At 47.1% G+C, this 24,342-nt stretch carries 30 protein-coding genes; all 30 read right to left on the reverse strand.

The genetic code is table 11. The features are described from left to right. Positions 1 to 12: 12 nt before the first annotated feature. The 30 genes from ABEW73_RS07915 to ABEW73_RS08060 all read right to left on the reverse strand — a co-directional run bounded on the left by ABEW73_RS07915 (position 13) and on the right by ABEW73_RS08060 (position 24,245). Positions 13 to 1,254 (reverse strand): MGDG synthase family glycosyltransferase, encoded by a 1,242-nt coding sequence (locus tag ABEW73_RS07915; protein ID WP_430163873.1) that lies wholly within the window; start codon positions 1,252 to 1,254, stop codon positions 13 to 15. Between the two features lie 22 nt (positions 1,255 to 1,276). Next, positions 1,277 to 1,813, reverse strand: a complete 537-nt coding sequence (locus ABEW73_RS07920) for a phosphatase PAP2 family protein (RefSeq protein ID WP_430163876.1) — start codon at positions 1,811 to 1,813, stop codon at positions 1,277 to 1,279. Next, complete coding sequence (locus ABEW73_RS07925; protein WP_430163878.1) at positions 1,814 to 2,431, reverse strand: YqaA family protein; 618 nt, start codon at positions 2,429 to 2,431, stop codon at positions 1,814 to 1,816. A 331-nt stretch (positions 2,432 to 2,762) separates the two neighbouring features. Then, positions 2,763 to 3,410 carry an HAD family hydrolase gene (locus ABEW73_RS07930; protein ID WP_430163881.1) on the reverse strand — a complete coding sequence of 216 codons (648 nt, stop codon included), beginning with the start codon at positions 3,408 to 3,410 and terminating at the stop codon, positions 2,763 to 2,765. 31 nt (positions 3,411 to 3,441) lie between these two features. After that, the gene (locus ABEW73_RS07935) at positions 3,442 to 4,137 is read right to left on the reverse strand and encodes a YjjG family noncanonical pyrimidine nucleotidase (protein WP_430163884.1); all 696 of its coding nucleotides are present in this window, start codon (positions 4,135 to 4,137) and stop codon (positions 3,442 to 3,444) included. Positions 4,138 to 4,240: 103 nt separating this feature from the next. Then, the gene (locus ABEW73_RS07940; RefSeq protein WP_430163887.1) at positions 4,241 to 4,825 is read right to left on the reverse strand and encodes a GNAT family N-acetyltransferase; all 585 of its coding nucleotides are present in this window, start codon (positions 4,823 to 4,825) and stop codon (positions 4,241 to 4,243) included. 16 nt (positions 4,826 to 4,841) lie between these two features. Next, complete coding sequence (locus ABEW73_RS07945) at positions 4,842 to 5,510, reverse strand: HAD family hydrolase (protein WP_430163890.1); 669 nt, start codon at positions 5,508 to 5,510, stop codon at positions 4,842 to 4,844. 52 nt (positions 5,511 to 5,562) lie between these two features. Continuing rightward, the gene (locus ABEW73_RS07950) at positions 5,563 to 6,042 is read right to left on the reverse strand and encodes an N-acetyltransferase family protein (protein ID WP_430163892.1); all 480 of its coding nucleotides are present in this window, start codon (positions 6,040 to 6,042) and stop codon (positions 5,563 to 5,565) included. A gap of 15 nt (positions 6,043 to 6,057) precedes the next feature. After that, the gene (locus ABEW73_RS07955) at positions 6,058 to 6,759 is read right to left on the reverse strand and encodes a class I SAM-dependent DNA methyltransferase (RefSeq protein WP_430163895.1); all 702 of its coding nucleotides are present in this window, start codon (positions 6,757 to 6,759) and stop codon (positions 6,058 to 6,060) included. A gap of 124 nt (positions 6,760 to 6,883) precedes the next feature. After that, a complete protein-coding gene (locus tag ABEW73_RS07960; protein ID WP_430163899.1) occupies positions 6,884 to 7,663 on the reverse strand; it encodes a GNAT family N-acetyltransferase in 780 nt (259 codons plus the stop codon). A gap of 126 nt (positions 7,664 to 7,789) precedes the next feature. Then, positions 7,790 to 8,347 (reverse strand): GNAT family N-acetyltransferase, encoded by a 558-nt coding sequence (locus tag ABEW73_RS07965; protein ID WP_430163902.1) that lies wholly within the window; start codon positions 8,345 to 8,347, stop codon positions 7,790 to 7,792. A 276-nt stretch (positions 8,348 to 8,623) separates the two neighbouring features. Further along, positions 8,624 to 9,268, reverse strand: a complete 645-nt coding sequence (locus ABEW73_RS07970; RefSeq protein ID WP_430163905.1) for a hypothetical protein — start codon at positions 9,266 to 9,268, stop codon at positions 8,624 to 8,626. Between the two features lie 130 nt (positions 9,269 to 9,398). Then, positions 9,399 to 9,944 (reverse strand): GNAT family N-acetyltransferase, encoded by a 546-nt coding sequence (locus ABEW73_RS07975; RefSeq protein WP_430163907.1) that lies wholly within the window; start codon positions 9,942 to 9,944, stop codon positions 9,399 to 9,401. A 48-nt stretch (positions 9,945 to 9,992) separates the two neighbouring features. After that, on the reverse strand, positions 9,993 to 10,334 hold the full coding sequence (locus ABEW73_RS07980; RefSeq protein WP_430163909.1) for a DUF3139 domain-containing protein: 342 nt from the start codon (positions 10,332 to 10,334) through the stop codon (positions 9,993 to 9,995). Between the two features lie 17 nt (positions 10,335 to 10,351). Then, complete coding sequence (locus ABEW73_RS07985) at positions 10,352 to 10,981, reverse strand: hypothetical protein (RefSeq protein WP_430163912.1); 630 nt, start codon at positions 10,979 to 10,981, stop codon at positions 10,352 to 10,354. A gap of 4 nt (positions 10,982 to 10,985) precedes the next feature. Next, positions 10,986 to 11,111, reverse strand: coding sequence for a hypothetical protein (locus tag ABEW73_RS07990; RefSeq protein WP_430163914.1), 126 nt, complete (start codon positions 11,109 to 11,111; stop codon positions 10,986 to 10,988). Between the two features lie 53 nt (positions 11,112 to 11,164). After that, complete coding sequence (locus tag ABEW73_RS07995) at positions 11,165 to 12,331, reverse strand: metallophosphoesterase (protein WP_430163916.1); 1,167 nt, start codon at positions 12,329 to 12,331, stop codon at positions 11,165 to 11,167. A 199-nt stretch (positions 12,332 to 12,530) separates the two neighbouring features. Continuing rightward, positions 12,531 to 12,932 carry a NusG domain II-containing protein gene (locus ABEW73_RS08000; protein ID WP_430163919.1) on the reverse strand — a complete coding sequence of 134 codons (402 nt, stop codon included), beginning with the start codon at positions 12,930 to 12,932 and terminating at the stop codon, positions 12,531 to 12,533. A gap of 139 nt (positions 12,933 to 13,071) precedes the next feature. Continuing rightward, complete coding sequence (locus tag ABEW73_RS08005; RefSeq protein WP_430163922.1) at positions 13,072 to 13,539, reverse strand: hypothetical protein; 468 nt, start codon at positions 13,537 to 13,539, stop codon at positions 13,072 to 13,074. Between the two features lie 14 nt (positions 13,540 to 13,553). After that, positions 13,554 to 14,093: a methylamine dehydrogenase gene (locus tag ABEW73_RS08010; protein WP_430163926.1), complete on the reverse strand. Its 540-nt coding sequence runs from the start codon at positions 14,091 to 14,093 to the stop codon at positions 13,554 to 13,556. Positions 14,094 to 14,103: 10 nt separating this feature from the next. After that, positions 14,104 to 14,631, reverse strand: a complete 528-nt coding sequence (locus ABEW73_RS08015) for a MauE/DoxX family redox-associated membrane protein (protein WP_430163929.1) — start codon at positions 14,629 to 14,631, stop codon at positions 14,104 to 14,106. 22 nt (positions 14,632 to 14,653) lie between these two features. After that, the gene (locus tag ABEW73_RS08020) at positions 14,654 to 15,289 is read right to left on the reverse strand and encodes a hypothetical protein (RefSeq protein ID WP_430164961.1); all 636 of its coding nucleotides are present in this window, start codon (positions 15,287 to 15,289) and stop codon (positions 14,654 to 14,656) included. 204 nt (positions 15,290 to 15,493) lie between these two features. Continuing rightward, positions 15,494 to 16,945, reverse strand: coding sequence for a carbon starvation CstA family protein (locus ABEW73_RS08025; protein WP_430163932.1), 1,452 nt, complete (start codon positions 16,943 to 16,945; stop codon positions 15,494 to 15,496). A 212-nt stretch (positions 16,946 to 17,157) separates the two neighbouring features. Then, a complete protein-coding gene (locus ABEW73_RS08030) occupies positions 17,158 to 17,895 on the reverse strand; it encodes a LytR/AlgR family response regulator transcription factor (protein WP_430163934.1) in 738 nt (245 codons plus the stop codon). 17 nt (positions 17,896 to 17,912) lie between these two features. Next, the gene (locus tag ABEW73_RS08035; protein ID WP_430163937.1) at positions 17,913 to 19,664 is read right to left on the reverse strand and encodes a LytS/YhcK type 5TM receptor domain-containing protein; all 1,752 of its coding nucleotides are present in this window, start codon (positions 19,662 to 19,664) and stop codon (positions 17,913 to 17,915) included. Between the two features lie 208 nt (positions 19,665 to 19,872). Continuing rightward, positions 19,873 to 20,475 carry a GNAT family N-acetyltransferase gene (locus ABEW73_RS08040; protein WP_430163940.1) on the reverse strand — a complete coding sequence of 201 codons (603 nt, stop codon included), beginning with the start codon at positions 20,473 to 20,475 and terminating at the stop codon, positions 19,873 to 19,875. Positions 20,476 to 20,490: 15 nt separating this feature from the next. Further along, on the reverse strand, positions 20,491 to 21,168 hold the full coding sequence (locus ABEW73_RS08045) for a DUF6320 domain-containing protein (protein WP_430163943.1): 678 nt from the start codon (positions 21,166 to 21,168) through the stop codon (positions 20,491 to 20,493). Then, complete coding sequence (locus tag ABEW73_RS08050) at positions 21,165 to 22,436, reverse strand: alcohol acetyltransferase (protein WP_430163945.1); 1,272 nt, start codon at positions 22,434 to 22,436, stop codon at positions 21,165 to 21,167. Before ABEW73_RS08050 ends, ABEW73_RS08045 begins: the two co-directional genes overlap by 4 nt. An 85-nt stretch (positions 22,437 to 22,521) precedes the next feature. Then, positions 22,522 to 23,133: a YkoP family protein gene (locus ABEW73_RS08055; RefSeq protein ID WP_430164964.1), complete on the reverse strand. Its 612-nt coding sequence runs from the start codon at positions 23,131 to 23,133 to the stop codon at positions 22,522 to 22,524. A 509-nt stretch (positions 23,134 to 23,642) separates the two neighbouring features. Continuing rightward, positions 23,643 to 24,245, reverse strand: a complete 603-nt coding sequence (locus tag ABEW73_RS08060) for a TetR/AcrR family transcriptional regulator (RefSeq protein ID WP_430163948.1) — start codon at positions 24,243 to 24,245, stop codon at positions 23,643 to 23,645. Between the last annotated feature and the right edge of the window lie 97 nt (positions 24,246 to 24,342).

The following is a 24,342-nucleotide window of genomic DNA, read 5'->3' on the forward strand; positions in this document are numbered from 1 at the left end:
AACTCCTTCATCTTACCGATAACTGTCATAGTAGTGTTGTAGAGCATCATTTACATAAACTTCTTTGTTCAGCACCCCGTAAGGCACCGGATGCATATCTTCAGACCATTCATGAGAATGGCGCCGATTCTGTTGAATATCCATCAATCTTGTGAGGACTGATAAAGCCGAATCTTTATGCGTATTAATGGCCGCTCTTCGCTTCATTTCTTGCAACAAGGGCGGACTTGTAATTAATGTTAGCAATTGGTACTGCAGTTCACCCGCCATGGCTTGCCGTGCCACGCCTATTCCAACCAGGTAATCTGCATTATCCTGCTCTTGGCCTGGCAAGGGTTTCACTAACAGCATCGGCCGTTCCATCGTTAATGCTTCGGAAATCGTGAGGCCTCCCGGCTTTGTCACCATTAGGTCCGCTATCGCCATCAATTCATGCATACGATCTACGTAACCCATGACCGTGATTTGCGGATGATCTGAAAACTCTTCCAGCAGTGATTGATATAATTTCATGTTGCGGCCGCACACGACCATAAACCGAACACCCTGCGGGTATGCCCTTGATTTCAAGAGTTCGATAATTTCTTTATCGATCATCCCTTCTCCACCGCCCATAATCAGCACGACCTGTTCGGATGAACACAAGCCGTAATAGGCTCGGAGCCGTTCCGAATCGACAGGTTGACTATACAGCGGATTTACGGGAATACCGGTCACAGAGATCTTTTCGCTTGGCACGCCTTTGCGCTCCAATGCAACCTGTACCACATCGGAACCAACCATGTAATAATCCGTATGAGAGTGTATCCAGTAACTGTGGTCTGTATGGTCCGTCATGACGGTTGCCGTCGGCACATTGGTGAAACCCATCGCTTTCAGCAGAGACATGCCCGCTGCTGCCGGCGGAAAGGTACTAACCACGATAGCCGGATTTTCCGTTTCCAGCATCGTGCTGAGCCTGTGAAGACTGAAGGTACTAAAGCGTTTCAGCATCTGGATGAGGGTGTTTTCCTCGCGCGTTTTCTGGAATAAGTAGCCATAAAAGGATGGAAAGTGCTTCATCCATTGCACAAAGAAAAACTGACCAGCTACATGCAGGCGTGGATGGGTTAACTCCATGTAATCAATGACTTTCACGCGCAGATGAGGGTAGTTTCTTTTTGCTGATTCCACAATGGCCTTTGATGCCTGGTTGTGACCCTCTCCCAGACTTCCGGTTAATATGATGATTTTTTGCTCATATATGGATCTCATGAATATTACTCCTTATCTAACGTTATGTGATTCCAATGACATGCATCAGGTAAACGACCAGCCATCCTGAACCGAATCCAATCAGACTGCCTGCCAGGCAATCAGTTGGGTAATGATATCCCCAATATATACGGGATAGACCGACCAGCGCAGCCAGGATAATTAACAGGATCGTTGGCAGCGGAGATACCAGAAACAACAGTGGTGTAATGACGGCAAAGATTGCCGTGGTGTGTCCTGACGGGAAGGAATAGTCCTTCAATGGAAAATTTCCAATCTTCACCTGCTCCAGAACCCGAAACGGACGATCTCTTCTGACAATTTTCTTGATGAGGACAACAATCAGATGGCTAATGGTTAAGGCAATGGCACTCTGATATGCCGTTATGTCCCATGCTTTAAATGCAGCCCAGGCGATGAGCAGTGCGCTCAGAATCGTAAAGGTGGCTCCACCGAGATGGGTAATGCCGCCGAACAGCCGATCAAAGGCTCTGTTGCTGATCGTCTGGTTGCACCAGACAAATACCCGGTGATCAAATCTTCGTAATCGCTCGATCATTCATTCTTCACCTGCCGTTACATCAACTGAATCTTTTGAACCCTGCACGACAGGGATTTGCGAACGTTTTTTCCTGCGTTTCTTGATAAAGTGAACCGTCAGCCAAATTCCTCCAATCAGAGCACCTACGGAGATCAAAATAATCGGAAGCACGCTGTCCACCATATTCTCTGCAGCACGGCCATATACGTAGAAGAGCACACCTACGGCATAGAACTTCACAGCGCGTCCGATCGCTGCGTAGGTGAGAAGTTTCCATAAGGGATAGCTCATGCAGCCGGATAGAATGGTGAAGATTTTAAAAGGAATCGGTGTAAACGCACCGACAAGAATTGCGGCTTCGCCATGCTTGGTAAACAAGACGGTGGCGGAATCGTACCATTTTTTCTTCATGACCTTGGTTAAGACCAAATTTCCGGAAGCCTTGCCTATTCCATAACCGATCGGCGTTCCGATCAAGCAGCCGACAAAGCCGATGGAGGCGAGCCAGATCGCACGGTCCGGACTCAATGCACTTAAAGACAATTGCGATAAAAGTGCCGGAATCGGAAAAATAATCGCATCGATCATGGCATGAATAAATAATCCGATATCGCCTAAATTACGTAAAAAATCCATCAGGCCTTGTCTCCTCTGCTAGACTACACACTTGGCAGTCCCTATACTGTGCGATATCGCGGGTCAAATTTATATCCGAAATCATCCGTTCACATTCCTCTCACATATCATGTTAATGTAAGAATATCATGATTGAAGAAGGATGCCTTCCGTCTCCAGACGATAATCAACCTAGACTTAGGTCTAGATACTAATAGTAGATATAATATAGTAGATATAGTATAAACGAGTTTTATGATCAATAAGTTGGGTTTATAACCATTTGGACCAAAAACAAAAAAACAGCTTAGCCGCAATATGCGGCCAAACTGCCAAGCTCTAAGACCATGAACTATTCAAATTGGCAAATTTGCGCGACCTCTCGGACCGAGTTCACCACATGATCGGCCTGCGATAAGTCCTGATTCCCCGAGTTCGGGTTCACGAAGCCGATGCATGTCATTCCAGCCGCCTTCGCTGCAGCAACGCCATGCTTTGCATCCTCAAGCACCATGCAATGCTCCGGATTCACTCCGAGCAATTCAGCCGCCTTAAGATACACATCCGGTGCCGGTTTCCCTTTCTCCACTTCTTCACCGCTCACAACGCATTCAAACTGATCCAGGAGATCGAACTTACGCAAGACGGCCGATATAAATACTGGTGGCGATGATGATGCAATAGCTGCCGGTATGTTACGTGCTTTAAGCTCCGCAAGGAGCTCCCGAATGCCATCAATAGGCTCCATTTCCCGTGAGGTGAGTATTTCAATTTTATTGGACAATTGGTATTCAATAATTTCCGAAACGGATTGAGCAAGCTGATGTTCATCTTTAATAGCTGCCCACATCTCTGGATTGGTCATGCCTACATACTTCTCCAACTGTTCATGGGTTATCGCCGATCCGTAGTCGTTCATCACCTGAATATCGACTTCAAAGTGAAGCGGTTCACTGTCAATAATGACCCCATCCATGTCAAAAATAAATGCCTGTATCATGTTCATGCTCCTTTGTTGATATGTATTTTAGTTAACGCCAGATTATATCGAGCAGTTCCATAAGGGAATGGATCTCATACTTAGGTTGAATGGATGTTGGGTTTGCCTTGCGCAGCGGGTTATACCAGCAGGTATCAATTCCGTAACGAATGCCTCCCTGTATATCGGAAGTTAATGAATCGCCGACAATGAGAACTTCCTTCTTGTCGGGGTGATTCAACTTATCGAATGCATAATCGAATATGCCTTTGTGGGGCTTCTGGGACCCGGCATCCTCCGAAACAATGATGCATTCAAAGGAATCGCATAGCGCCGACCCGCTGATTCGGTTAAACTGCACTTCCTTGATTCCGTTCGTGATGATAGCCATACGTTGACCGCGTTCCGCAAGTTGACTGCACAGCTCTTCTGCCTCCTCCATCAGAAAGGAGCCTTGTCCTAGATATTTTATGTATATATCGCTAAAGGCATTGGCATCCAAGGCGCACTTGATGTCGTGTTCTGCCAACAGCCGGTCAAACCTGGCCGTACGCAAGTCACTTTGTGTAACCTTCCCCTGCTCGAAATCACGCCACAACTGCTGGTTAATGTGTCTGTAGCTGTCTACGATGGCATCCGTGCACTCCTGATCAATCTCGCCAAAAACGCCGGATAACGCAAAAGCCTCCGATTTGGCATAGTCGTATAATGTTTCATCTGCATCAAATAAAATAACGTTGTAACGCACGGCTGCCCTCCTTCTCATGCTGCTTAACTTATGGCAATCTGGATTGCTGATTAGTCAAAATGAAGAATCCTACACCCAAGGCAAGCTGTTTCATCATACCTCCTTAACTCTCTCTGTGGAGTCTATAGAGATGATACCGCTCCTGCTCAAGCTCGATATCCCCTACGTACTTAAACCCGCATTTTTGGATCACTTTATTGGAGGCATGATTATGAACGACGGCTAAAGCGATTAGCTCGCGCTCGCTTGTATTCCGGAACAAGAACTGGATTAATGCCCGTACAGCTTGCGTTGTATATCCCTTATTGTAATACCGATTCGAGATTCCGTACATAATCTCTCTGTTAGGCGGGGGCAGTTCTTCCTTAGGACCTGTATTGCACCAGCCGATACATTCGCCTGTTTCTTTTAAGACCATGGCTAGCCGCAGACGCAGCTGCCCCACATCCCCGCCGTCTTGTACGGCTTGCAGGAACCGCCGATTCTCCGGCATCTCATAGTTGGTTAACCATACCAGCCGCTGTTCCCTGGATACATCCCAACCGGGGAGGAAATGTCTGATCTCCGGTTCGTGCGTGATCTTGAAGATCGCCTCAAGGTCTTCCACCATATACTCCCTGAGAAGGATGTCCTCGCAATCTATTGTGAAAGGAATTCCTTGAGATTCGATATCTGTCTTGTTGTTCAATGTAGTCCTCCTATATTCATTCGCTCGCTCCATTTCCCTGGCCCATGACGAGGGCTATTAACTGATCGGGCCGAGTGTAAATATCATCAGGTTCAACGCTAAATTCTACGTTCTGTACGGTATCAAACCAATGCGCTCCAATGGTGAGCACCTGGGCTGATTTGCCTGCCGCTATATCGGCATCGCTGTCGCCGACAAAAACCACGTCCGATGTACTCAGACCGAGCAATTGAACGGCTTTGAATATCCCTTCCGGGTCCGGCTTGGAACGTTCAACCTCATCACCCGTGATGGTAGCGGCAAAAAAACCGTCCAGCTCCAGATTTCTAAGACAGATATCCAGGCACCTTCTGCTCTTGCCCGTAATAATGACCATGGGTATATGTAAATCCCACAACTTCGAGATTAGATTCTGGATCGATTCCGACACCTGTACATGCTTCTGAAAATCCTTCTCAAACACTTCGTAATAATATTCTACGGCTTCGTCAACATGGGCTGGGTTCGAGAGATTTTCAGTAATAATCTCTTCCTCCGTCGGCCCAAACATCTGCACGATTTCCGCATCCGTCAACGTTTTGCCTTCATATTTCATGAAAACCGCTCGGAACGTTTTAAACGATAGCGGCAGCGTATCTGCTAAAGTACCATCAAAATCAAACAGCACCGCCTGAACGCTGGACATACATCGCTCTCCTTTCATCCTTTGCTTCAAGAACGACTATACACCATCCCACTCAGACTAAATTCATCCTCATCTGAATGGTAATCATCTTCTGATTATCATCTAACGTCGTAATACGAACATCGAAGGGCTCAAATCCAAGCTTATGATAAAAAACCAGCCCTCTGGAGTTGGTATTATGGCAGCTAAGATGAAAGGTTGTCATCCCATATTTCTCTTTGGCTATATCCATCATGGTCTGTAACAGCTTCTGCGCGGCTCCCATTCCCCTATTCGACGGAGCAACGATAACATTGCCGAGCCACAGAGATTGATCAACATCCTCATAAAAATTTGCATAAGCGACAACCTGCCCTGTAGATTCTTCAACAATCACCGTAGGATCATATCGATTTTCTAGCAAACTCAAGATTTGCTCCGGCGTCCAAGGAAACTCCGATCTGGGACTCACGTAAAATAGCTCCTCCGGCGTTTGAGGAAAGCTGCATATCGTTGATAAATCCTCGTCTGCCAGCGGCCTATGGATGTACATATTACAAGCTCCTCCTTACTTCATATTTCGTGCAATATACATGCCTCTTCCAATCAAGCCTTGTGGATCGTGCTCCACGTGAAGACCCGCTTCCTGGAATGCCTTGATCATCTCTTCCACGGTAAAGAGCCCCATACGATGCTCCTCCGAATAATGCTCAATTCCATGCTCGCTTCCAAACAAATACTCGAATTTCATGATCGAAATATTGCCTTTGCGGTCCGAATGAGACATTCTGCTCATATAGATCCCGCGATGCTCAGTCATGATCGTGTCCACTCTCCCGGCGGTCCAGACATCCGGTGTAAACCACGGCTCAACCAGAATGACCCCCTCCTCGTTCAGATGCTCCTTAAACTGCGTAAGGGTCTGCACCAATAGATCGAACGTCTTCACATAACCGATGGAGCTGAATAGACACAGGATCACATCATATTTCCGGTCTAAGCGAAAACGGGTCATATCGGCAACGGTATAATCACCCTCAGGATTTTTTGACTTCGCTATCGAGACGAATTCGGAATTTAGATCAATACCATCGATTGCATAGTACTGCTTTAAGAACAAAGCATGTTCAGCAGTTCCACAGGCAACGTCAAGCAGGGTCCGGTAATTCTTACCCTGTTCTTCAATATATTCCCGGACCTGGTGCGCCTCCTGCTCATAATCCTTAAGGCTGTAAATTACATCATAATACTTCGACGATAAATCAAACATGGATTCACCAACTTTCCGTATCGGATATCATTATCTAAAGCCAGGTCATCCGTGCCAGGCATCTTCCATGATTATACAACCGTTCCTCTGATTGAGTAACCCCTTGTTCACGTAAGGGGCAAATTCACGAACATCCATGATTTGGGATTGCATGTGCTTCCCCTTCGATACGCTTGTGTCTGTACCAATAGGAATAAATCTCTACGTACTGAAAACGATCATATAACCGGCTTGCAGCAAGATTATCCTGTACGACCTGCAAATAGCTGCGCGTGGCTCCATTCTTCTTAGCCCAATGCAGAATATGTAATAGTAACTGTTTGCCGAACCCGCGATTTCGATATGCTGGAGCGGTAACCAGATCATATATTCCTACAAATCCCTGCTCCAAAGCTCCGATCCCGCATGCTACAGGCTCAGCTTGATCATATAGGATGAAGAATCCATACGGTATCACGGAATAGTTAAACAGTTTTCTTTTCACAGCCTTGTTTCTCTCGGAAATTCCGGTTATATCCCCGAGCGCTTCCAACCATTCATCGGTCAGCTTTTCTTCGATCTTAACTTCCTTGTGGGATGGGGACTCCATATCATCCAGGTGATCCAACACTCTAATGCTGGTAGGATCCAGTATGGTATAACCCCTGGATTCCAAAATAGGATCGAGTTCCTGCGGATTGAATGGTGTCATTTTAAATACGACGTCAAGCCCGGCCTTCACATATAAACGCTCACATTGTTCAATCTGTGCATAAATGTCTATCGAAGGCTCCGTATATAGAGCATGAATAGAGTTGGATCTCTTGGTATAGCCGTCTGCAAATCGTAACAGCCATCCATCGTGTGTCAAGGTTTGGAGCGCTGGCCAAGCGTTTAAAGTAAGCTCTTCGATTCTCTTATGCACGTATACCACTCCTACAATATGATAGGAATAAATATACATCATAACGAATTTTTATTCAATGAATGAAAATGTACGCCATCCCCCTGAACCAGACCGACCACCTGGTTTCGATAGTCGATTAACCGCCTACAATCTGAATAGAACAGGAACATCCGCGAGCCTTCTTCTCCATATCATATGGTCTGCTCCGCTCCCCCAATGGTTCTGAAGAACATAATCGGGTTCACCCAGCCTCTTCTTCCAGATCTTCTGTGCATGGGAGTATCCGCTATCCAAACAAAATTCCGTCATTCCCTTATTATGAAGCGTAAGATACATAACATTTAACATTAGATTTCCGATCCCTTGCTGTTGGTAATCAGGATGAACAAATACCGTTCCAATTTCAACTACATCACGCCATTCACCATCAGTAGCTTCCCGGATCAATGCATTGGATGGTCCAAACTCGATGCAGCTTACAATGTTGTTGTCTAGCAGTCCGATAAGAAAGTATCTCTGCTCTCCATTCGTATCAAGATCCGCATTCAAGTACCCGTTTTTGCTGTCGATCTCCTGCTCCATGTCTTCAAGTAAATCCTCTAAACCTTCTTTGGCAAAAGTATCGGTAATCACGAACCTGAAAAAATGCTCCATAGCCACTATATCGCCGCGATTGGGTCGCCTAACTTCTACTTGAAGCATATAAAGTCCTCCTTGTATCTTCAATTACAATAGACTCACAGATTTTTAGTGTGTTTCATAACATGGGCTTTAATTTCATCCTTTTGTTCATCGGTTAAAAAGCTTCAACATGCTCTACCTTTTCCCCTTCGCTCTGACAGGAGCATAAAACCAATCCCATCCAGACAGAACAGATCCATAAACCAAATCGAAGTTTATTCTTCAGAGCCACAACCTCCTATATATCCGTAAGCAATAGCTGAAAGTGCGATCCGGTCAGCATATTTTCTTTTCAATTTATCCTCCATGTTCATCGATTCCCGATGGGTTGAATAATGTGTTCAACTCGGCAGCTGTGTCCTGTATGAACGTTTTCACTTTATCTAAGGTAAAATAAATCAGCTCAACCTTCGGCTCATTACGTTCATCCAACAGCCACTCTAATTTGAGCGTTCGGTACTGCTCTACCTCTGACTTTTCAACAAATAAAGGTATGGAATGTCCTGCCGAATCCTTAAGTTTATTCAAAATGGAGTCTGTCCAATGCTCTGATCGTTTCAATTCGAATTCAAGCTGGCTGACCTCTTGGTTATATGTATATCCTATGTTTTCTTGGTCCTCTATGTTTTCTTGCTTAAAATCAGCGTACAACGTCTGAACCCACCTTAAATCCGTGTAGATATGAGCAAAATAACCGTGTATATATTCTTTCCATACCTTCTCCGGTTTCAGATTTAGATAATGCAGATAATTCTCCTTGATAAGGTTTACATCAGGCAGCCTTCCTTCATGTACCAGATGCGTAATCCCTTTCTGTTCTCTCGTGATCTTGCCTCTAACATGAATGGCATCCGGAGCGATACTCCCGATCAGCAAATGCGGAGACGGCTCCGGTCGGCCCAACTTCTCGGCAACCCCAAAATGCACCATAGGCCACGGCATAGCGATAACCTCCTGAACTTATCGTAATTTTGAGAAAGACCCAGCCCCAAATGCTCCCATTCCAGGTCTGAGTCTTGATGATCGGTTTGTCTAAAAATCACTGAAGTATATACCTCTCGTTTCCATGCGTTTACTCCAAGCGTTCATTGCGGATAACCATATGTAGGTGATCTTCCCAGACGCCGTTAATCTTCAGGTATTTAATCGCCAGTCCTTCTTCGTAAAAGCCTAGGCGTCTCACTACATTCAACGAAGCTTTGTTTCTTGGCATAATGTTAGCTTCCAGCCGGTGCAACTCCAACGTATCAAAACAATAGGCGACCACGGCCCTTAGCGCCTCGGTCATATACCCTTTCCCCGTATGAGCCTGTGAAAGCTTGTATCCCACATGTGCCGATTGAAAGACGCCTCGAACGATATTGCTGATCGCAATCGAACCGATGATTTCATCATCTTGATGCAGCCACACTTTAAACAGAGATCCGTCAGCTATGCTTCGACTCTCCGCAGCCAGAATCTCCGCCTGCTTATCGATGGAATAGAACTCAGCTTCTCTAGCGGGCTCCCATACCTTCCAATAGTCATCGTTCTTGACTATAAAATCCACCACATTCGCTGCCCGATCCCGATCCATGGTCTTCAATTGCAGACGCGAAGTTTGTAGTGTAATAGACATGCAAAACTCCCCCTTGAACAGCTTAAACTGAAATCAGATCATACCATATTAGTCCCTTGGGATATAATGTCTTAGCTTTGATCGGGTAATTCCACGGGCTTTCCCCTCTGGCGTCAATCGGTATTCGAACTGCATAATCGTATCATGTGCAAAATAAATATATTCGACATCAGGCTCGTCATTGAACACCACGACGACATAAAAAGCAGGCAGCTTAACGCCCCAGACGCCTTTTACTGACTGTATTTCATCCTTGCTGTAACGTTCTTCCTCAAGCAGGTAGGCATTCACCTTCTTAGCGTAGATCATTTTGTTCGCCTGCACGTACACAAAGGGAGACAGAAGCACAAGAACGAACAAAACCAATAAGGCAATTCTGATTTTCTTCATGTTATTCCCTGCTATTATCATAGATTAAAATGCCGTTTAACCTCTTCGTAGTTCTCCTGAATGCTTCTGCTTCCGTCCACGAAGATAATCTTGAATCCCCGATTCATAACGTCCTTGGCCACATATGCCGCAAAGCCGATATCTCGTCCCATCCAATTCTGAAATGCGGTATCAGGATCATCGCATTGATTCAGAATATCATGGATCCATTCCCGCTTCGCATAATGCTCCTTCTGGAAATCCGGTACCGGCACGACCCAGATCGCCTGATGAGGGCTGGATACCAGCTCTGCTACTTTTTCCGGCAAAAGGGCTGCGCCCTCCACAATGATGGGGTTCGTGTCCGGCATGGCCGATACATCATCCACAATCATCCGAAATTCCTCGCGGTAAAACTCCAGTTCTTCATGAACCTGCTGCTCTACAGGTCGTGACCACAACGCATTCCAGGTCATATCCTTCAATCGGAACATGGTAGGATGCTCAGACGGATTGCTTGCGTTCACATGCTTCTCGTTGAACAGATCACATTGATAATAGGTGTAGCCGTACTCTTTCGTGATCATTTCGGCAATCGTGGATTTGCCTGAACAAGGGGAACCTCCGATCCAGTATACGTGGGAGTAGTCTTTTTTCTCGTTCATCATCACATCATGCCCCTCTGTTGCTATCTTGTCTTAATTCGTTTCGAATTTCCAGCAATACGTTCCAGATCGCCCTCAAATATACTACAACGAATAAAAAGCCTACAATCAATATCCATCCGATCATTTCCATCTTCACCCCACCTTACTGCTTGGACTGGAGACCTTCATTCAACCCTATCTCTTCTATAAGTACTCCCTCTTGCCTTCAGCGCTTTTTTGTATTCGCAGCGTATCAAACAATCGCCCTTCATCATCGATGGCGCGCACTTCCAAGCGATCTGATGTGACGACGACTTGCAGAAAATGAGGCACCGCCAAGGACTGCGAAGTATGCCATTCCCTTTTAGGCAGCAACCAGCCCGGCATGGCTCCGGCGCCGCCTGCCACGATGTAAACAATACCGTTGTCATAATCCACGGTTCCTTGCGATAAGGGGTGGCTTCGCTCATATACAATCGTATGCGAGTTGATAACCAGATCCACGCCATACCGTTCAAATACCGGGCAAAGCTGTCGCAAATCCTCGACTTGATAGCCGCCCGAAACATATGGCGGGTAGTGAAAATATACAATTTTCCACCTGCGATTGCTTGTTGATAGCTCGCGTTCCAAGAAATCATACTGCGCATTTCCTGGACTCATCACGCCGGAGCTGCGAGGATAATCTTCTTTTCTGATCAAATCCGTGCTGTCTAAGCAGATGAAATGAACATCTCCGTAATGAAAAGCGTAGAAATTCTTCGGTTCGGGAAAAGCAAACAGGTCGTAATACCATGACGCGTTGTCCTCATGATTTCCCAGGCAACTGTAGATAGGTGTATCCACAAAAAAATCTCGTCCTGGTCCAAAGAAATACTTGTCCCAATCCTCAGCGGTCTTCCCGTCATGGACGACATCACCTACAAACAAGGCGATATCGGGTCGATACTGCTTCATCCGGCTAAAAATTCTCTGATTTATTCGTCCTCCCGACGAATCAAACCCGCTATAACCTCCGGTTTCACTGGTCACCGTAAAAGAGAATGGCTCACCTTGTCCTGCTGCTGTCTTGAACATATAAAATCCCGAATCAATCTGATCTGATTCATGCTGGGAGTAGATCCTGTAATAATAAGTGGTTCCGGGCTCGAGACCCTCCACCGTTATTTGGTGTATCCGTGTTGGAGACTCATCAGCGAAAGTACCGAATAGGTCAACAGGCTGCTTGTAGTTCCCTTGATGTCCGCTATGTATTCTCTCGGCATGCAGGACGTCCACCCTGGAAGTTGCAGGGAGAGACGTTTCCCACATCACGATCATGGTGTGCTCGGTCGGGTTTTGCAGGTACGGCCCTTTTATAATGGAAAGCATGTTCAGCCTCCTTCGGATCTTGTTATTCGGAAATGTGTTGTTATATGACTCCATTTCCTCTCTAATTATAACTGTCCTTTCAGCTAAAAAGTTACGCTATCTTACAATCACGCCGATGGTCCTAAATAACGAAAAGAACCGGCAATAACCCCCGATTCTTTGTAAAATTTATGATCGTCATCCTTCTCGTATCCAAAACTTAGCCTACCACGGCATCCAGTTCCGTCTCACGCTGTTCATGTTCGGGAACTAACACCTCGACCACGACTCTGGTCGGTACGCAGATGATCTGCTGATAGGGTTCCGAGATAAATCCCATATCCAGTGCAATTCTCTTTGGGGCATCCGAATATATCATCTGGATCCCGTAGTCATACACTTTCAGTGTGTTGTGTCCAAACTTGGTCTTAATGTCAATGATACGTTCGTCCCCGGTCAGCGGGACAGTTTCGTATTCTTTGCCATTCACCGTAATCAAGGCCTGCAGTTGTCCCTGCTGGTAATCCACATGGCTATGCTTCCACCATTGCAGACCCGTAAAAGTGCCAAGGATCAGAATCAAGGCAAACAGGATCATATCTCCGCGTCTGAATCTGGACAACCTGCTCCCTCCTGACATTCACAGTGTTTGGAACCTAAGTATGAACGATGTGCGAAACCATCGAAATGAATTTTGTCACTATGGATTGCAATGTGATTTCATCAATGAATTGCATAAATCACATATCTATTTTCTTCTATCAATACAGCTCCGTTGATCTGCATGCACAGATTACATACCGCCCATAGACCTGGGCGCCCTGATAACACCAGTCCCGTCCGATGTAAGGATTTACGTATTGCGAGATGCAGTCCTGGCACTTGGCCCGCTGTCCCACCGGATCACTTGTATACCACCACCCAGAAGGATAAGGACATAGACCTCGGCAATCGCTAATCACCGTCTTGGGGGTGCAAATGATATAATCGGACGGACAGGAGGCATCTGCGCCGCAGCCCGAACAATATTGTCCATGCGGAGGCCGGCAGGGCCCCGCAGCAAACGAGATTTTGACGATATCATCATCAGGCCGGACCAATACTTTGGCAAGCGTCTCGGCCGTTTTTTGCGCAAATTTATTCAATAGCGACTTTCGATTCATCTTCCGGGTCACCCGACTGATCAACACCTGCGTCTCTTCGTCCTTGTTCTCCGGCTTCCGCCACATACTCTCACCTCATCTTAAGAAGCCCTTGATGCTTTCGCGTACGCTTCAAGTTGTTCCCGGCTGTTAACCAAACCCTTATGCCGTATGACACCGTTCACATCCACCGCATAGGCATAGGGGGTGACCTGCACATCCAGATGATTCGCAAACTCCGAACTTACGATCAGCACCTCATCGTCATAAGCTATTTTTCGGATATACTCCGATGCTAAATCCACGGATGAGAATAACAACAGAACGGGTTTTACGTTATTCATCTTGGCAATCCGCCTAAAATCCGGCAAAATATCGGCGCATTCCTTACACGTCGGCGATCCGAACAGCATGAGGGAAGGCGTGCCAATCAGCTCGCTCGTGGACCACTCGGCTCCCTGCAGGTTTGTCGTTGTGGCCCCGGGTATTTTTTGGCCGACCGGAATGCCGGACTGATTCACGCCTCTCGCGGTACCCATTACCATAATCCCCAACTGCCGGAACAGGACCAGATTCAGAATGACCAACGGTACGACCAGAATCCACAGCACGGTATATGAGATCCAGAAGAACGTATTCATCACGGCCTCCTTACAACCTTTTTATTCTCGAAACATAAGGTGCGGCAATCTCGCGGTATATTCGGATCGCATGCAGCGCATCCGGAACCCCTATGATGATAAACAGCGATAGCAGTATCATCATTCCCTCTATAAGCAGGCCGGTAACAGCGAAAGAGTTATTATGCGCAAACCAGACAGGATGGCTGTAGGCCAACCCCATGAGACTCATCGCCAGATTGAACCCAATCAGTGGAAAGCCAAGCTTGGAGTTGATCTGAGGTCCGAGACAGCCGCAGTCCACCCTTCCTTTTTTCCGGATGAAATAAGCGACGCCCAAGCCCTGAAAGAAATAGAGTAAAGAGATACCCAGGAAGCTGAGCCGCGATGGAAAACAATATACCATGGTAACGGACAGGACTTGCAGGAGGATGAGCAGACCATGCAGACGGGCACTTCCGGGAAAAAGATCCGGATCACCGAATACACGGCTCCAGCCAAAGCTCGCCACCGACAACAGCATGGGCAGCGTAACGGATATCGCGAGCAAATCGTACATGGACCCGTAAGCTCCTTTCTCTTCAGTAGCTGATGAGCCAGATGATGGAACCGATGATCAGCAGCTTGGAGACCGTTTGCCGCACGGCCGTGAGCAGCGTGAGGTTGCGCACCCTTTTTTCAAGCATACGGTACACGATGGATCGGATCAGCGGGAGGCTGAACACCGTACCACGAACGACTCCAAACGTTGCCCCTGCCAACAGGCTCAGCCACCATGGAGCAGTGAACAAGGAGACCAGGATATAGGCGTGAAAAAGGACGCCCACCTGCAATGTGATGAAACCCAAGCCCAGAATCTGCCCCCATAATGCCGCGGAGCGGTACCCTGCGTGCTTGATCCATTCGGAGGGAACAATGAAATTGCCGGATGGAAGAATCCCCGTTTTCTGAATGAACTCCAAGCCCAGAAGTATGGCAAACAGCACAACAATAATATAGTTCTGATATAAACCAACAGAAGTTAATTTCAGCAAAAAATTGATGAACCCGATCGCCAGACCCGTTATAGCGCCGCCCAGAGTACAGGACACGATATACACCAGAGCATATTTGGATTTACTGACCTTCGTGCCCTCCAGACTGCCTAACACATTCAGCCCACAAGTGGTGTCCACGCTGGCCACTGCAGCACCGACGGCAAATATAAAGAGCAGCATCGACAGCAAGTCATGCCACCTCCCCACAATCCCTAGTAATGAACCCTTCACTTCTTCATCTTATGAGTGACAGCCTGTCGATTATTTACACAAATATACGTTGGCATGTCCTGCTGCATGGCTATCTACTTGAGAAATAAGAAACCGCCCATGGATGATCTCCATAGACGGTTTCAATTTATACATGCACGCTCGATGATCTCATTATGCGACTTTATGATAATCCGAGATATCGACCTCAAGCGGCATTTCGGCTGCGCGCGCTTTTTGGGCCGCTTTAAAGAATACGATGACCAATATGACACTGATCACAGCACCCACGATATAAGAAACATTCATGGACTGCCTGAATCCGATCTCCGCGTTCAGAATGTAGACCGTTGTTGTGTAGAGCATAAACGCACCGGGAATCAGCGCCACCCAGTAATTTTTACGGGCAATGAACAGGTACATCGCACTGACAAACAAAGCAATAACCGCGGTGGCCTGATTGGCCCAGGAGAAGTATCTCCAGAGAATGTTAAAATCAATCTGCGTTAAGGCGATGGAAATGATAAACAATGGAATGGCAATGAGAAGACGCCGCTTCATGCTGAATTGTGGCAGCTTGATATAATCCGCAATGATCATGCGCGCGCTCCGGAATGCGGTATCCCCCGAGGTAATCGGCAGCACGATCACTCCCAGTACAGCCAGCGTGCCTATAACGGCACCTAGCGTCACCTTCGCAACCTCACTTACAACAAGACCCGTTCCGCCGGTTGCAAGAAGCTCGTTCAAGCCATTGGAACCCTGGAACAAACTCATCGCCGCCGCGGCCCATACCATGGCAATGATCCCCTCGGCAATCATCATTCCATAGAAGATTTTACGTCCCTGCTTCTCAGTCTGAGTAGTCCGGGAAATAATCGGCGTCTGGGTAGCATGGAATCCGGATAAGGCACCGCACGTAATCGTCAGAAACAATAGCGGGAAAATCGGCATATGATCCGGATGCAAATTGGCTAAGGTCAATTCCGGTATCGGTACCTGCTGTACAATCAGCATCCCGCCGACACCAAGAGATGCAATGAGTAACAGTGCGCCGAATATCGGATAGAAGCGGCCAATGATTTTATCAATGGGCAGCAGCGTAGCCAGAATGTAATAGCCAAAAATAAACAGGGTGATGATCCACAAGCTTACCTTGCCGTTCATCAGATTGTGAAGCAGGCTGGCTGGTGAGGTCACAAAGACGGTACCTACCAAGACCAGCAGCAGAATCGCGAAAGCGTTCACAACATGCTTCATCACTTTACCCAAAAACTTGCCAGCAAGCTCCGGCAGATGGGCACCGCGGTTGCGGATGGAGATCATACCCGTCAAGTAATCATGCACAGCGCCGGCAAATATACACCCTAGCACAATCCAGATAAAAGCAACCGGCCCATAGAGCGCTCCCATAATGGGTCCGAAAATGGGTCCCACACCGGCTATATTGAGGAGCTGAATCAGCGAGTTTTTGTTCGAGCTCATGGGCAGATAATCGACGCCGTCCTGATTGACATAAGCAGGCGTGGCTCGTTCTTCTTTAACTCCGAACATTTTTTCGATGTATTTTCCATAGGTGAAATATCCAACAACCAGCAGAATGATCGATATGATGAAGGTATACATGCCTTCGCCACCTTTCCTTGAAATCGCTTACATTGATTATAAGAAATTATCGAGGTCATGGGGCGATTTTGAAATAACATGTCGTCTAGACGCATTAAGATGTTCAAATTTAAGGTTATTATGCATAGATACGGGGTTCTCTCATCAAGCTCTCATCAATCCCTCGTCTACTCATGAGCATTCCATCATCCTCATCACATCCACGTTTACTACTAGAGCTCCAAAGCTTCTCGAAATGCCTTGGCATAATTTCGGCTTACGGCTAGTTTGTCACTGCAGCCCTTCAGCTCAAGCTGGAATGCGCCGTTAAACCAAGGAACCAGGCTTTTTACATAATCAAGATGTACCACATAGCTTTTATGAATCCGGAAGAATGGATACTGCCGAAGCTTCGTTTCCAGCTCCTTGAGCGGCGTTTTAACATGATATTGCTTATCGGCTGTGACAATCTTGGAGTACGCATCCTCCCGTGAGATATAAATAATATCATCCGGGTCTATAAACTTGATTTCCCCCTCCACATCCAATGACAGCTTCCCCGAAGCTTTTGAATACCCGGTTGCTGCAGAATCTTCCTTCCGTAACGATTGCTCAAGGCGCCTCACCGTCTCCGCCAGCCGATCTTCGTCTATGGGTTTTAACAGATAGTCCAATGCTTCAAACCGGAATGCCTCAACACCGAATTGAGCATACGCCGTGGCAAACACGATTCTCGGAGGGAGCTTTAACTCGTTCAAGGCTCTTGCCGTTTCAAGCCCGTTCATTAAGGGCATTTCAATATCCAGAAATACGGCTTCCGGCTTCAACTGCATGGTCTTTAACACCGCCTGTTCACCGGAATCCGCTTCCCCAACGATCTCGAGTGTAGGATGCTGCTTCAATAAATAGATCAGTTCTTCGCGGCTGTACCGTTCATCATCCACGATGAGTGTTCGAATGCGTTCGATCATGTTTCATAAACCTGCCTTCATGAATGGAGTTTTACGTTAACGGCAGTGGGAATCTGAAATTGGATTTCTGTCCCGACCGCTTCATCACTATTGATGTTTAATGATGCATGGGGTCCATACATCAAGGCTAATCTTCTGTTCACATTATACACAGCCATTCCCGTACCCGATGAAGAATCGAGCATTTGGCGACCCAATAACTGAAGCCGTTCCGGCGGAATCCCCGTTCCATTGTCCTTGATCGTAACGATTACACCGTTAGCCGGATCACCCTGAATGCAGATGTGTATGACACAATGGTCTGTTTTGTTCCTGAAACCGTGGCGTATGCTGTTCTCTATTAACGGCTGCAAGGTCAGCGGCGGCACAAGCACCTGCAACGCAGAATCCTCTACCTCATATTGAATTTGCAGCTTATCCTCGAATCTGGTTTGTTCAATGCTCATATAAGAACGTATATGCTGCAGTTCATCCTGAAGCGTGGCCTTCTCGGCGGTTGCGGCGGTCAAATTCTGACGAATATAGTCTGAGAGACTCCGCAGCAGCTTTCTTGCCTTCTCGGCATCAATCCGTGTCAAGGAGAGGATGGTGTTTAATGCATTAAACAAAAAGTGCGGATGAATTTGTGCTTGAAGCGTCTTGATTTCAGCTTCCCTGGCAAGTTCCTTGGTTTCCTCCAATTGAGCGGCCTCCAGCTGGTAGCTTAACAGCATCGTAAGACCTGACATCAACTCTGTTGTAACGTGGGTAATGTCCTTCGGACTTCGAAAATAGAACTTGAGGGTACCCACGGTCTGACCTCCCTGTTTCAAAGGTCCGATGATAGCCGCGCCCAGCGGACAATCGGGCTCCTGGCACTGAATATGCGCCCGATCCGCAATCAGCTGCTCCCCTTGTTCAATTACCCGACGCGTCACTTCCGTCTGCAGCGGACGGCCCGCCGCGTGATGATCATCTCCCGTCCCAACATGGGCCAGAATCATCCGATCATTCGTAATCGCAATCGCACTAGCGTTGACTTCCTCGTAAAGAATCCGGCATACCGCTTCCGCGGATTGCACATTCATCCCCTGCCGCATGTACTCTATGGTTCTCCGGGCAATACGAAGAGAAGCTTGAGCCTGCTGAGCCGCTACCTTCTCCTCTTCATTCAATACGGATCGGATAATGAGCAGAAACAAAGCGCAACCGATCCCGTTAGCTACAATCATCGGAACTCCAATGTAGCCGACCAAGGTCATCGCCTGTTCGAATGGTCTGGACAAAAGCAGAATGATCAGCATTTGAAGGGATTCTGCCAATGCCCCCATTAGAAGCGCAGCTGAGAAAGAAACCTGCTCATTCTTCTTATGAAACAAGCTGGCCAGAAGCCCAGCAAGTATGGTCGCGAGCCCACAGGCCAAACTCGTGAATCCCCCTAATGTAAAACGGTGAAGCCCGGCAATCAGTCCTGCACCGAGCCCGATTCTGTAGCCTCCGAATAATCCAGCCATGACCACACCGACAACCCTTGAATTCGCAATCGCTTCGTCTCCGGACACCTGCATCATCCATTTGTTAACTTCAAGTGATTCGGTGTTCACCGTAATCCCGGTATACGTCCCGATAATACCTAAAATACCGAAGACTAATATGGCTTGCATCTGTTGTACAGACCCCAGCTTGTCCTGGCTTATCATTGTCCGGAAGAACCTCAACCGGGTTACGATAAATGCAATCGTCACAATAATGCCAATCCGTTCGGTCATTGTAATCAGTAGTTCAAACATGGCGTCACCCCGCAATCTGACTTTGAATCGGTTACTCGTCACGCATAGATTCCTTATGAAGTTTGCCGTAAATCTGGCAATACATACTAAATTATCATGGCAGAGGCTCAAAAAACAACAAAAAAACCTCCCGCTTCAGTCCGTTCTAAAGCGGAGGTTGTTAAACTCCATACCATCCTATTCGTTTGAGAATCTCCGTTTTATATGATTATCGTCCGAAATCCGGCTTTCTCCATTCCATATAAATACGGTCGCTGAACCCTTTTTCCTCTGCGTCATCCTCGGATCTGCGTTCAAATTCCCGGAACCCTAATTTCTGATATAACGATAACGCGACCTGGTTGCTGTCGGTCACTTCCAGAACATAACGCTTGTATGGCAGCTCTTCCATAACATGCTTCATTAAAGCGGTGGAAACGCCTTTGCCGCGCGCTTTTGTGGTAGTTGCCACACATTCGATATAACCCGTCTCGTCATCATAGGGCAATGCCGGGTTAAATTCGTTTTTCATGACGTTATATGCAAGTTCCCCTGTCTTGTCTCCAAAAGCCTCCTGAAGCGGAGCTAATTCGACCGGCATGGCCCGCTGCCCATGATGAGAACAGGCTAAAATCCCGATTATGACTTCCTTGACCTCCGCTACATAAAACACCTCAGGACTGAAGAGACTCCGGAAGGCTTTCTTCAATGTGCTTCGGTCCTGGGTGAAATAGGACAATTCGTTATAATACCCATCGACAAACACTTCCGCCACTTCCTCGCGAACGTCTCGTTCATAATCTGCCATTCTTCTAATCGTCATGGAGCACATGATGTTTACCTCCTGTCAAAAATGTAATCTGCGCTTCATATCCTTTCGAAAACCCTTATCTGCAATCAGGCACATCCCGCTAAACGTTAATAAGGCATATACAGCCGCCGCAACGGCTGTCCATAATACGTGCGACATGCCGATGGCAAAGAGTAATAAGGGCACAAACCCAAGCAAGATCAGGGTTAACAAGTAACCTGCGAACTCGCGCCAGCGCATTTTTCTGGTGCAGCATATAACGGTAATCAGCAGGGTTGCCGCCATCATCAGGAACGGAATGACGTAGCCGGTTGACCAGTAGTTCGTACCCGCTGCAACGTTGAGCCAAAGCAGCATGCCGGACAGCCCGAGCAGCTGTACAACGATTTTGCCGCCAAGGTGCGACTTGGACATCAAGGTATGTCTGATGAACAGCCATGCATAGAGCACGCAGGGCATGAGATACAGACTCCACCATACTTCGTGATTCCCCAGAATATTGATAAGAACGGATAAACCGATGACGGACACGGCAATGAAGGTAAGCCACTTGGATAAAAGACTGCTCGCACGCTGCTCCTCAACAGCCTCATAGACAGGGTACCAAGAATTGCCTACCTGTAGTGCATCGCCCTTACCATGTAAATTTCTCCGGCATAAGGGACATGCTGCGTGCGCCGGTTCTACGGATACCCCACAGCTCTCACATCTCATGCACCCATCCCCCAATCGTTGCTGACGATTCTTATATCCAATCCGCTTAAGCTGGCAAGCTGACGAAAAAAGTGCCTGATCACATCGCTCTCAACGATATTCCTGGCAAAGGTGATGGTCAGCTGGTCATTGATCGAACTGACGGCACAGTTCATTGGACTCTTGGCCGTAGGATACATCGTAGTTTCCATCGACTCGATATGCGCAGCCATACTCGCAGGGATGTCGACTCGGCCCAGATTGGTAAGCGTTAGCGTTTTGGCCTCTTCACCGTAATGGTCGAATCCATAACGAATCGCCAGATCCTTCAATTTCAGCGGCGTGAATCGGGATAACAGGTTCTTCTCGTATTTCATGCTGCTGGCCATCGCTTGGCTTAGATATGGCTTCGTCGTTTTCTCTTTCATCTGTGCATGCACGATGCCTTGTACATCATCCAATGACATGCCTTCCTTCATCTGTACGCCAATGTTGATGACCGCAAAAAAGTTGCGCAGGCTGCTGGAAGGGAAGATTTTTCGCAGGTTCACCGGCATGCTGATCACGATCGGTCGGTTCTCGTTGTTGAAAGGCAGCGTGGTCTCATAAACCGCCATGATCAAAATCGCTGTCAGGTAAGCGGTGAGGGTCACTCCCTTCTGCTTGGCCGCCCCATTCAGGCGCGAGGCGTGAATCATGCCGTGGATAACGTTATGTCCATAAGGAGAGAATCGGGTACCGGGAATTTGCAGGGCCTCCGGCATTCTGGAATCGGCCGTGATCGAAGTATAATGAGCTTGAAAGCTGTCCTGTGCTTCGGCATAACGAGCAAATGATGCGGGCGGCAGAATCAGACCTTCCTTGTCCTCTACGTTCTCACCGAGTAGATATAAATACTGGAACACCAAGGTTTTGAGGAACTCCAGAGCCCCGCCGCCGTCTGTTAGCGCATGGAAAATCTCCACGCTGATCTTGTTGCCATGATATAAAATTCTCACTAAGCTTCCGTTCTCCGTCGAGAGGGCTGCAGGAGCACAGGGATAGGAGGATTCCGGTTCCACCATCAAACGCGTCTCCTTTTCTCGCAGAAATTTCCAGAACAGGCCATTTCTAAGCTCAACGTTCAAAAGAGGGAATCTCTTAATTACGCTATCGAGCGCCTGTTGTAAAACCGATGGCTTCACGTGACTTGTCAGCATCAGCGACAACCGGTAGGTTGATGAATTCTCCCTTCCCGCAACCGCGGGAAACAGCTTCCCGGCGTGGTCAAGTTTATACCATTCTTCCATCTGTTGCTCTCCTCATTTCTTGTTAAACTCCCATTTAGCCGTTTATAACTGGATTACCTTATGTACGTCTCAATGCCTCTTTTACTCAAGCTTCAACCGCAGCTGATACCAAGAGGGCATGCCCCTCTTCATGTGCAGCCCGCTTATCCGCCATTGAAAATCGCTTCATCAGCGATGAGCGTGTATGTATTAACATCATTGGAACAAGTAATTCCGTTCTTCGATCAATCCGGTTCTTGCCATCCGGGTGCAGCACGGATAACAGCATTCGCAGGTAGGACGTGGTCAGCTTTTGGAACAGGTCCGGTTTCATCGCTTGATGCTCAAAACCAAGGCCATGGGTTAATCCACGGTGCAGCAGTGTAATCCCGACCAATGCCCTGACCTCGCTGAACTCAGATTGGCCTTCATATGCACGGCTAATCTGCAGCATGGACTTTCTTGCAAGTCTTGCTATTTTCAAAGCCGCACGATCTGGCCCTTCCGATCGGATGAGTTTCAGAATCGTTTCATTATCCAAATGAAGCTCGCCTACCAGATCTCCATTCTGAATAACCGTCGAGTCCTCGCAGACGATGCACTCACCTCGATGCTTCTTAATCATGACCGTGCATATGCCAAAGCGCGAGATATGCGAGCTGCGGAACCTGGAAATGAAGCTGAAGATCCGTTCCCATATCATCCAGGAGCTTTGCATGACGGTTTTAAATAATTTTCGCAGCAGTTGAAACACCTCATTATTTATGAATTGAATATGTCATTCCACGATCCTCCAGTGGAATTCCGTTAGCTTCATCATAAAGAAGATCTGCACAGGTTCACACCGTCTCAGGTTCAGAGTTGCCCTCGGTCTCAAGACGGAGATGCGGATCAAAAAAAGTTGCTATATAAGTTGAACTAAAGATTCTCAGCCCGAGCATCACTACGAATACGGATTATTCCTCCGATCGCTGTTGCCCCCAGATTTCTATCAACCCATTAAAAATGGTTGAAATCCAGGTGCAGTATATGCTTCCGATGAAAGCTTTCCTTTGGAAAGCTTTCGGGCGACCGCTACCGCTTCTCCCAGAATAATTCCGCCTTCTCCGTTGAGGTTCTTCTTTTCATTAGTTCAATCTATATAGCTTATGATGTTGTATACAAAGCAAAACAACCTTTGATCTGCACCAAAGGTTGGCTCGCCTTAACGCTTATATCAACAACTCATTAGGCTCTCTCTGTCCCAGAATGCTCCGGTCTCCCAATCAAACCATAATAAAATAGACGATCGATATCCCGAAGCATGCTAGGACTCGCTTGTGCCATGAACCCCGGTCGTGCCAGCCCCTCCTTAAACACTTGAATATAAAACAAAACCGCTTCTATCGAAATTTCTGGATCAATAACCCCCTCCTGCTTGCCTTGCTCAATCAATTTCACAAAAAAGGGAATCGTTCTCTCCTTGTAAAATGCCTCGATATGCTCTTGAACAGACGGTTCATTGCTGATTTGAATAAGATCGGCGTTAATCTGATCCACGCTATTCATTCGTGCCCCCAGCAACAACTCCAATTTTTCCTGAAAAGGGATGGGCTTATCTAGCAGCTTCTCATACTCGTTCATGATATTACTCATATAGTCGATAAACGTCAGACGGATAAGCTCTTCCTTGCTGCCAAAATAATTATAAATGGAGACGGGGGACACGCGGGCGTGTTTGGAGATTTCTGCAATGCTTGTCTTTTCAGCTCCATATTTGCTTATCAAATCGAAAGTTGCCTTCATAATTTGTTCTTTTTTCTTCACTGTGCGGAGTTGATAACCGTTCATGTACTCACCTCTCGGATAAAACTATACGGAATGTTTTGTAATAATGCAATTCAAATATTTCAAAAAATATCTTGCTCATTGTTATCCAAAGCAATAT

The organism is Paenibacillus lautus (genome assembly GCF_050482385.1).
GTDB classification, from domain to species: domain Bacteria; phylum Bacillota; class Bacilli; order Paenibacillales; family Paenibacillaceae; genus Paenibacillus_AQ; species Paenibacillus_AQ lautus_B.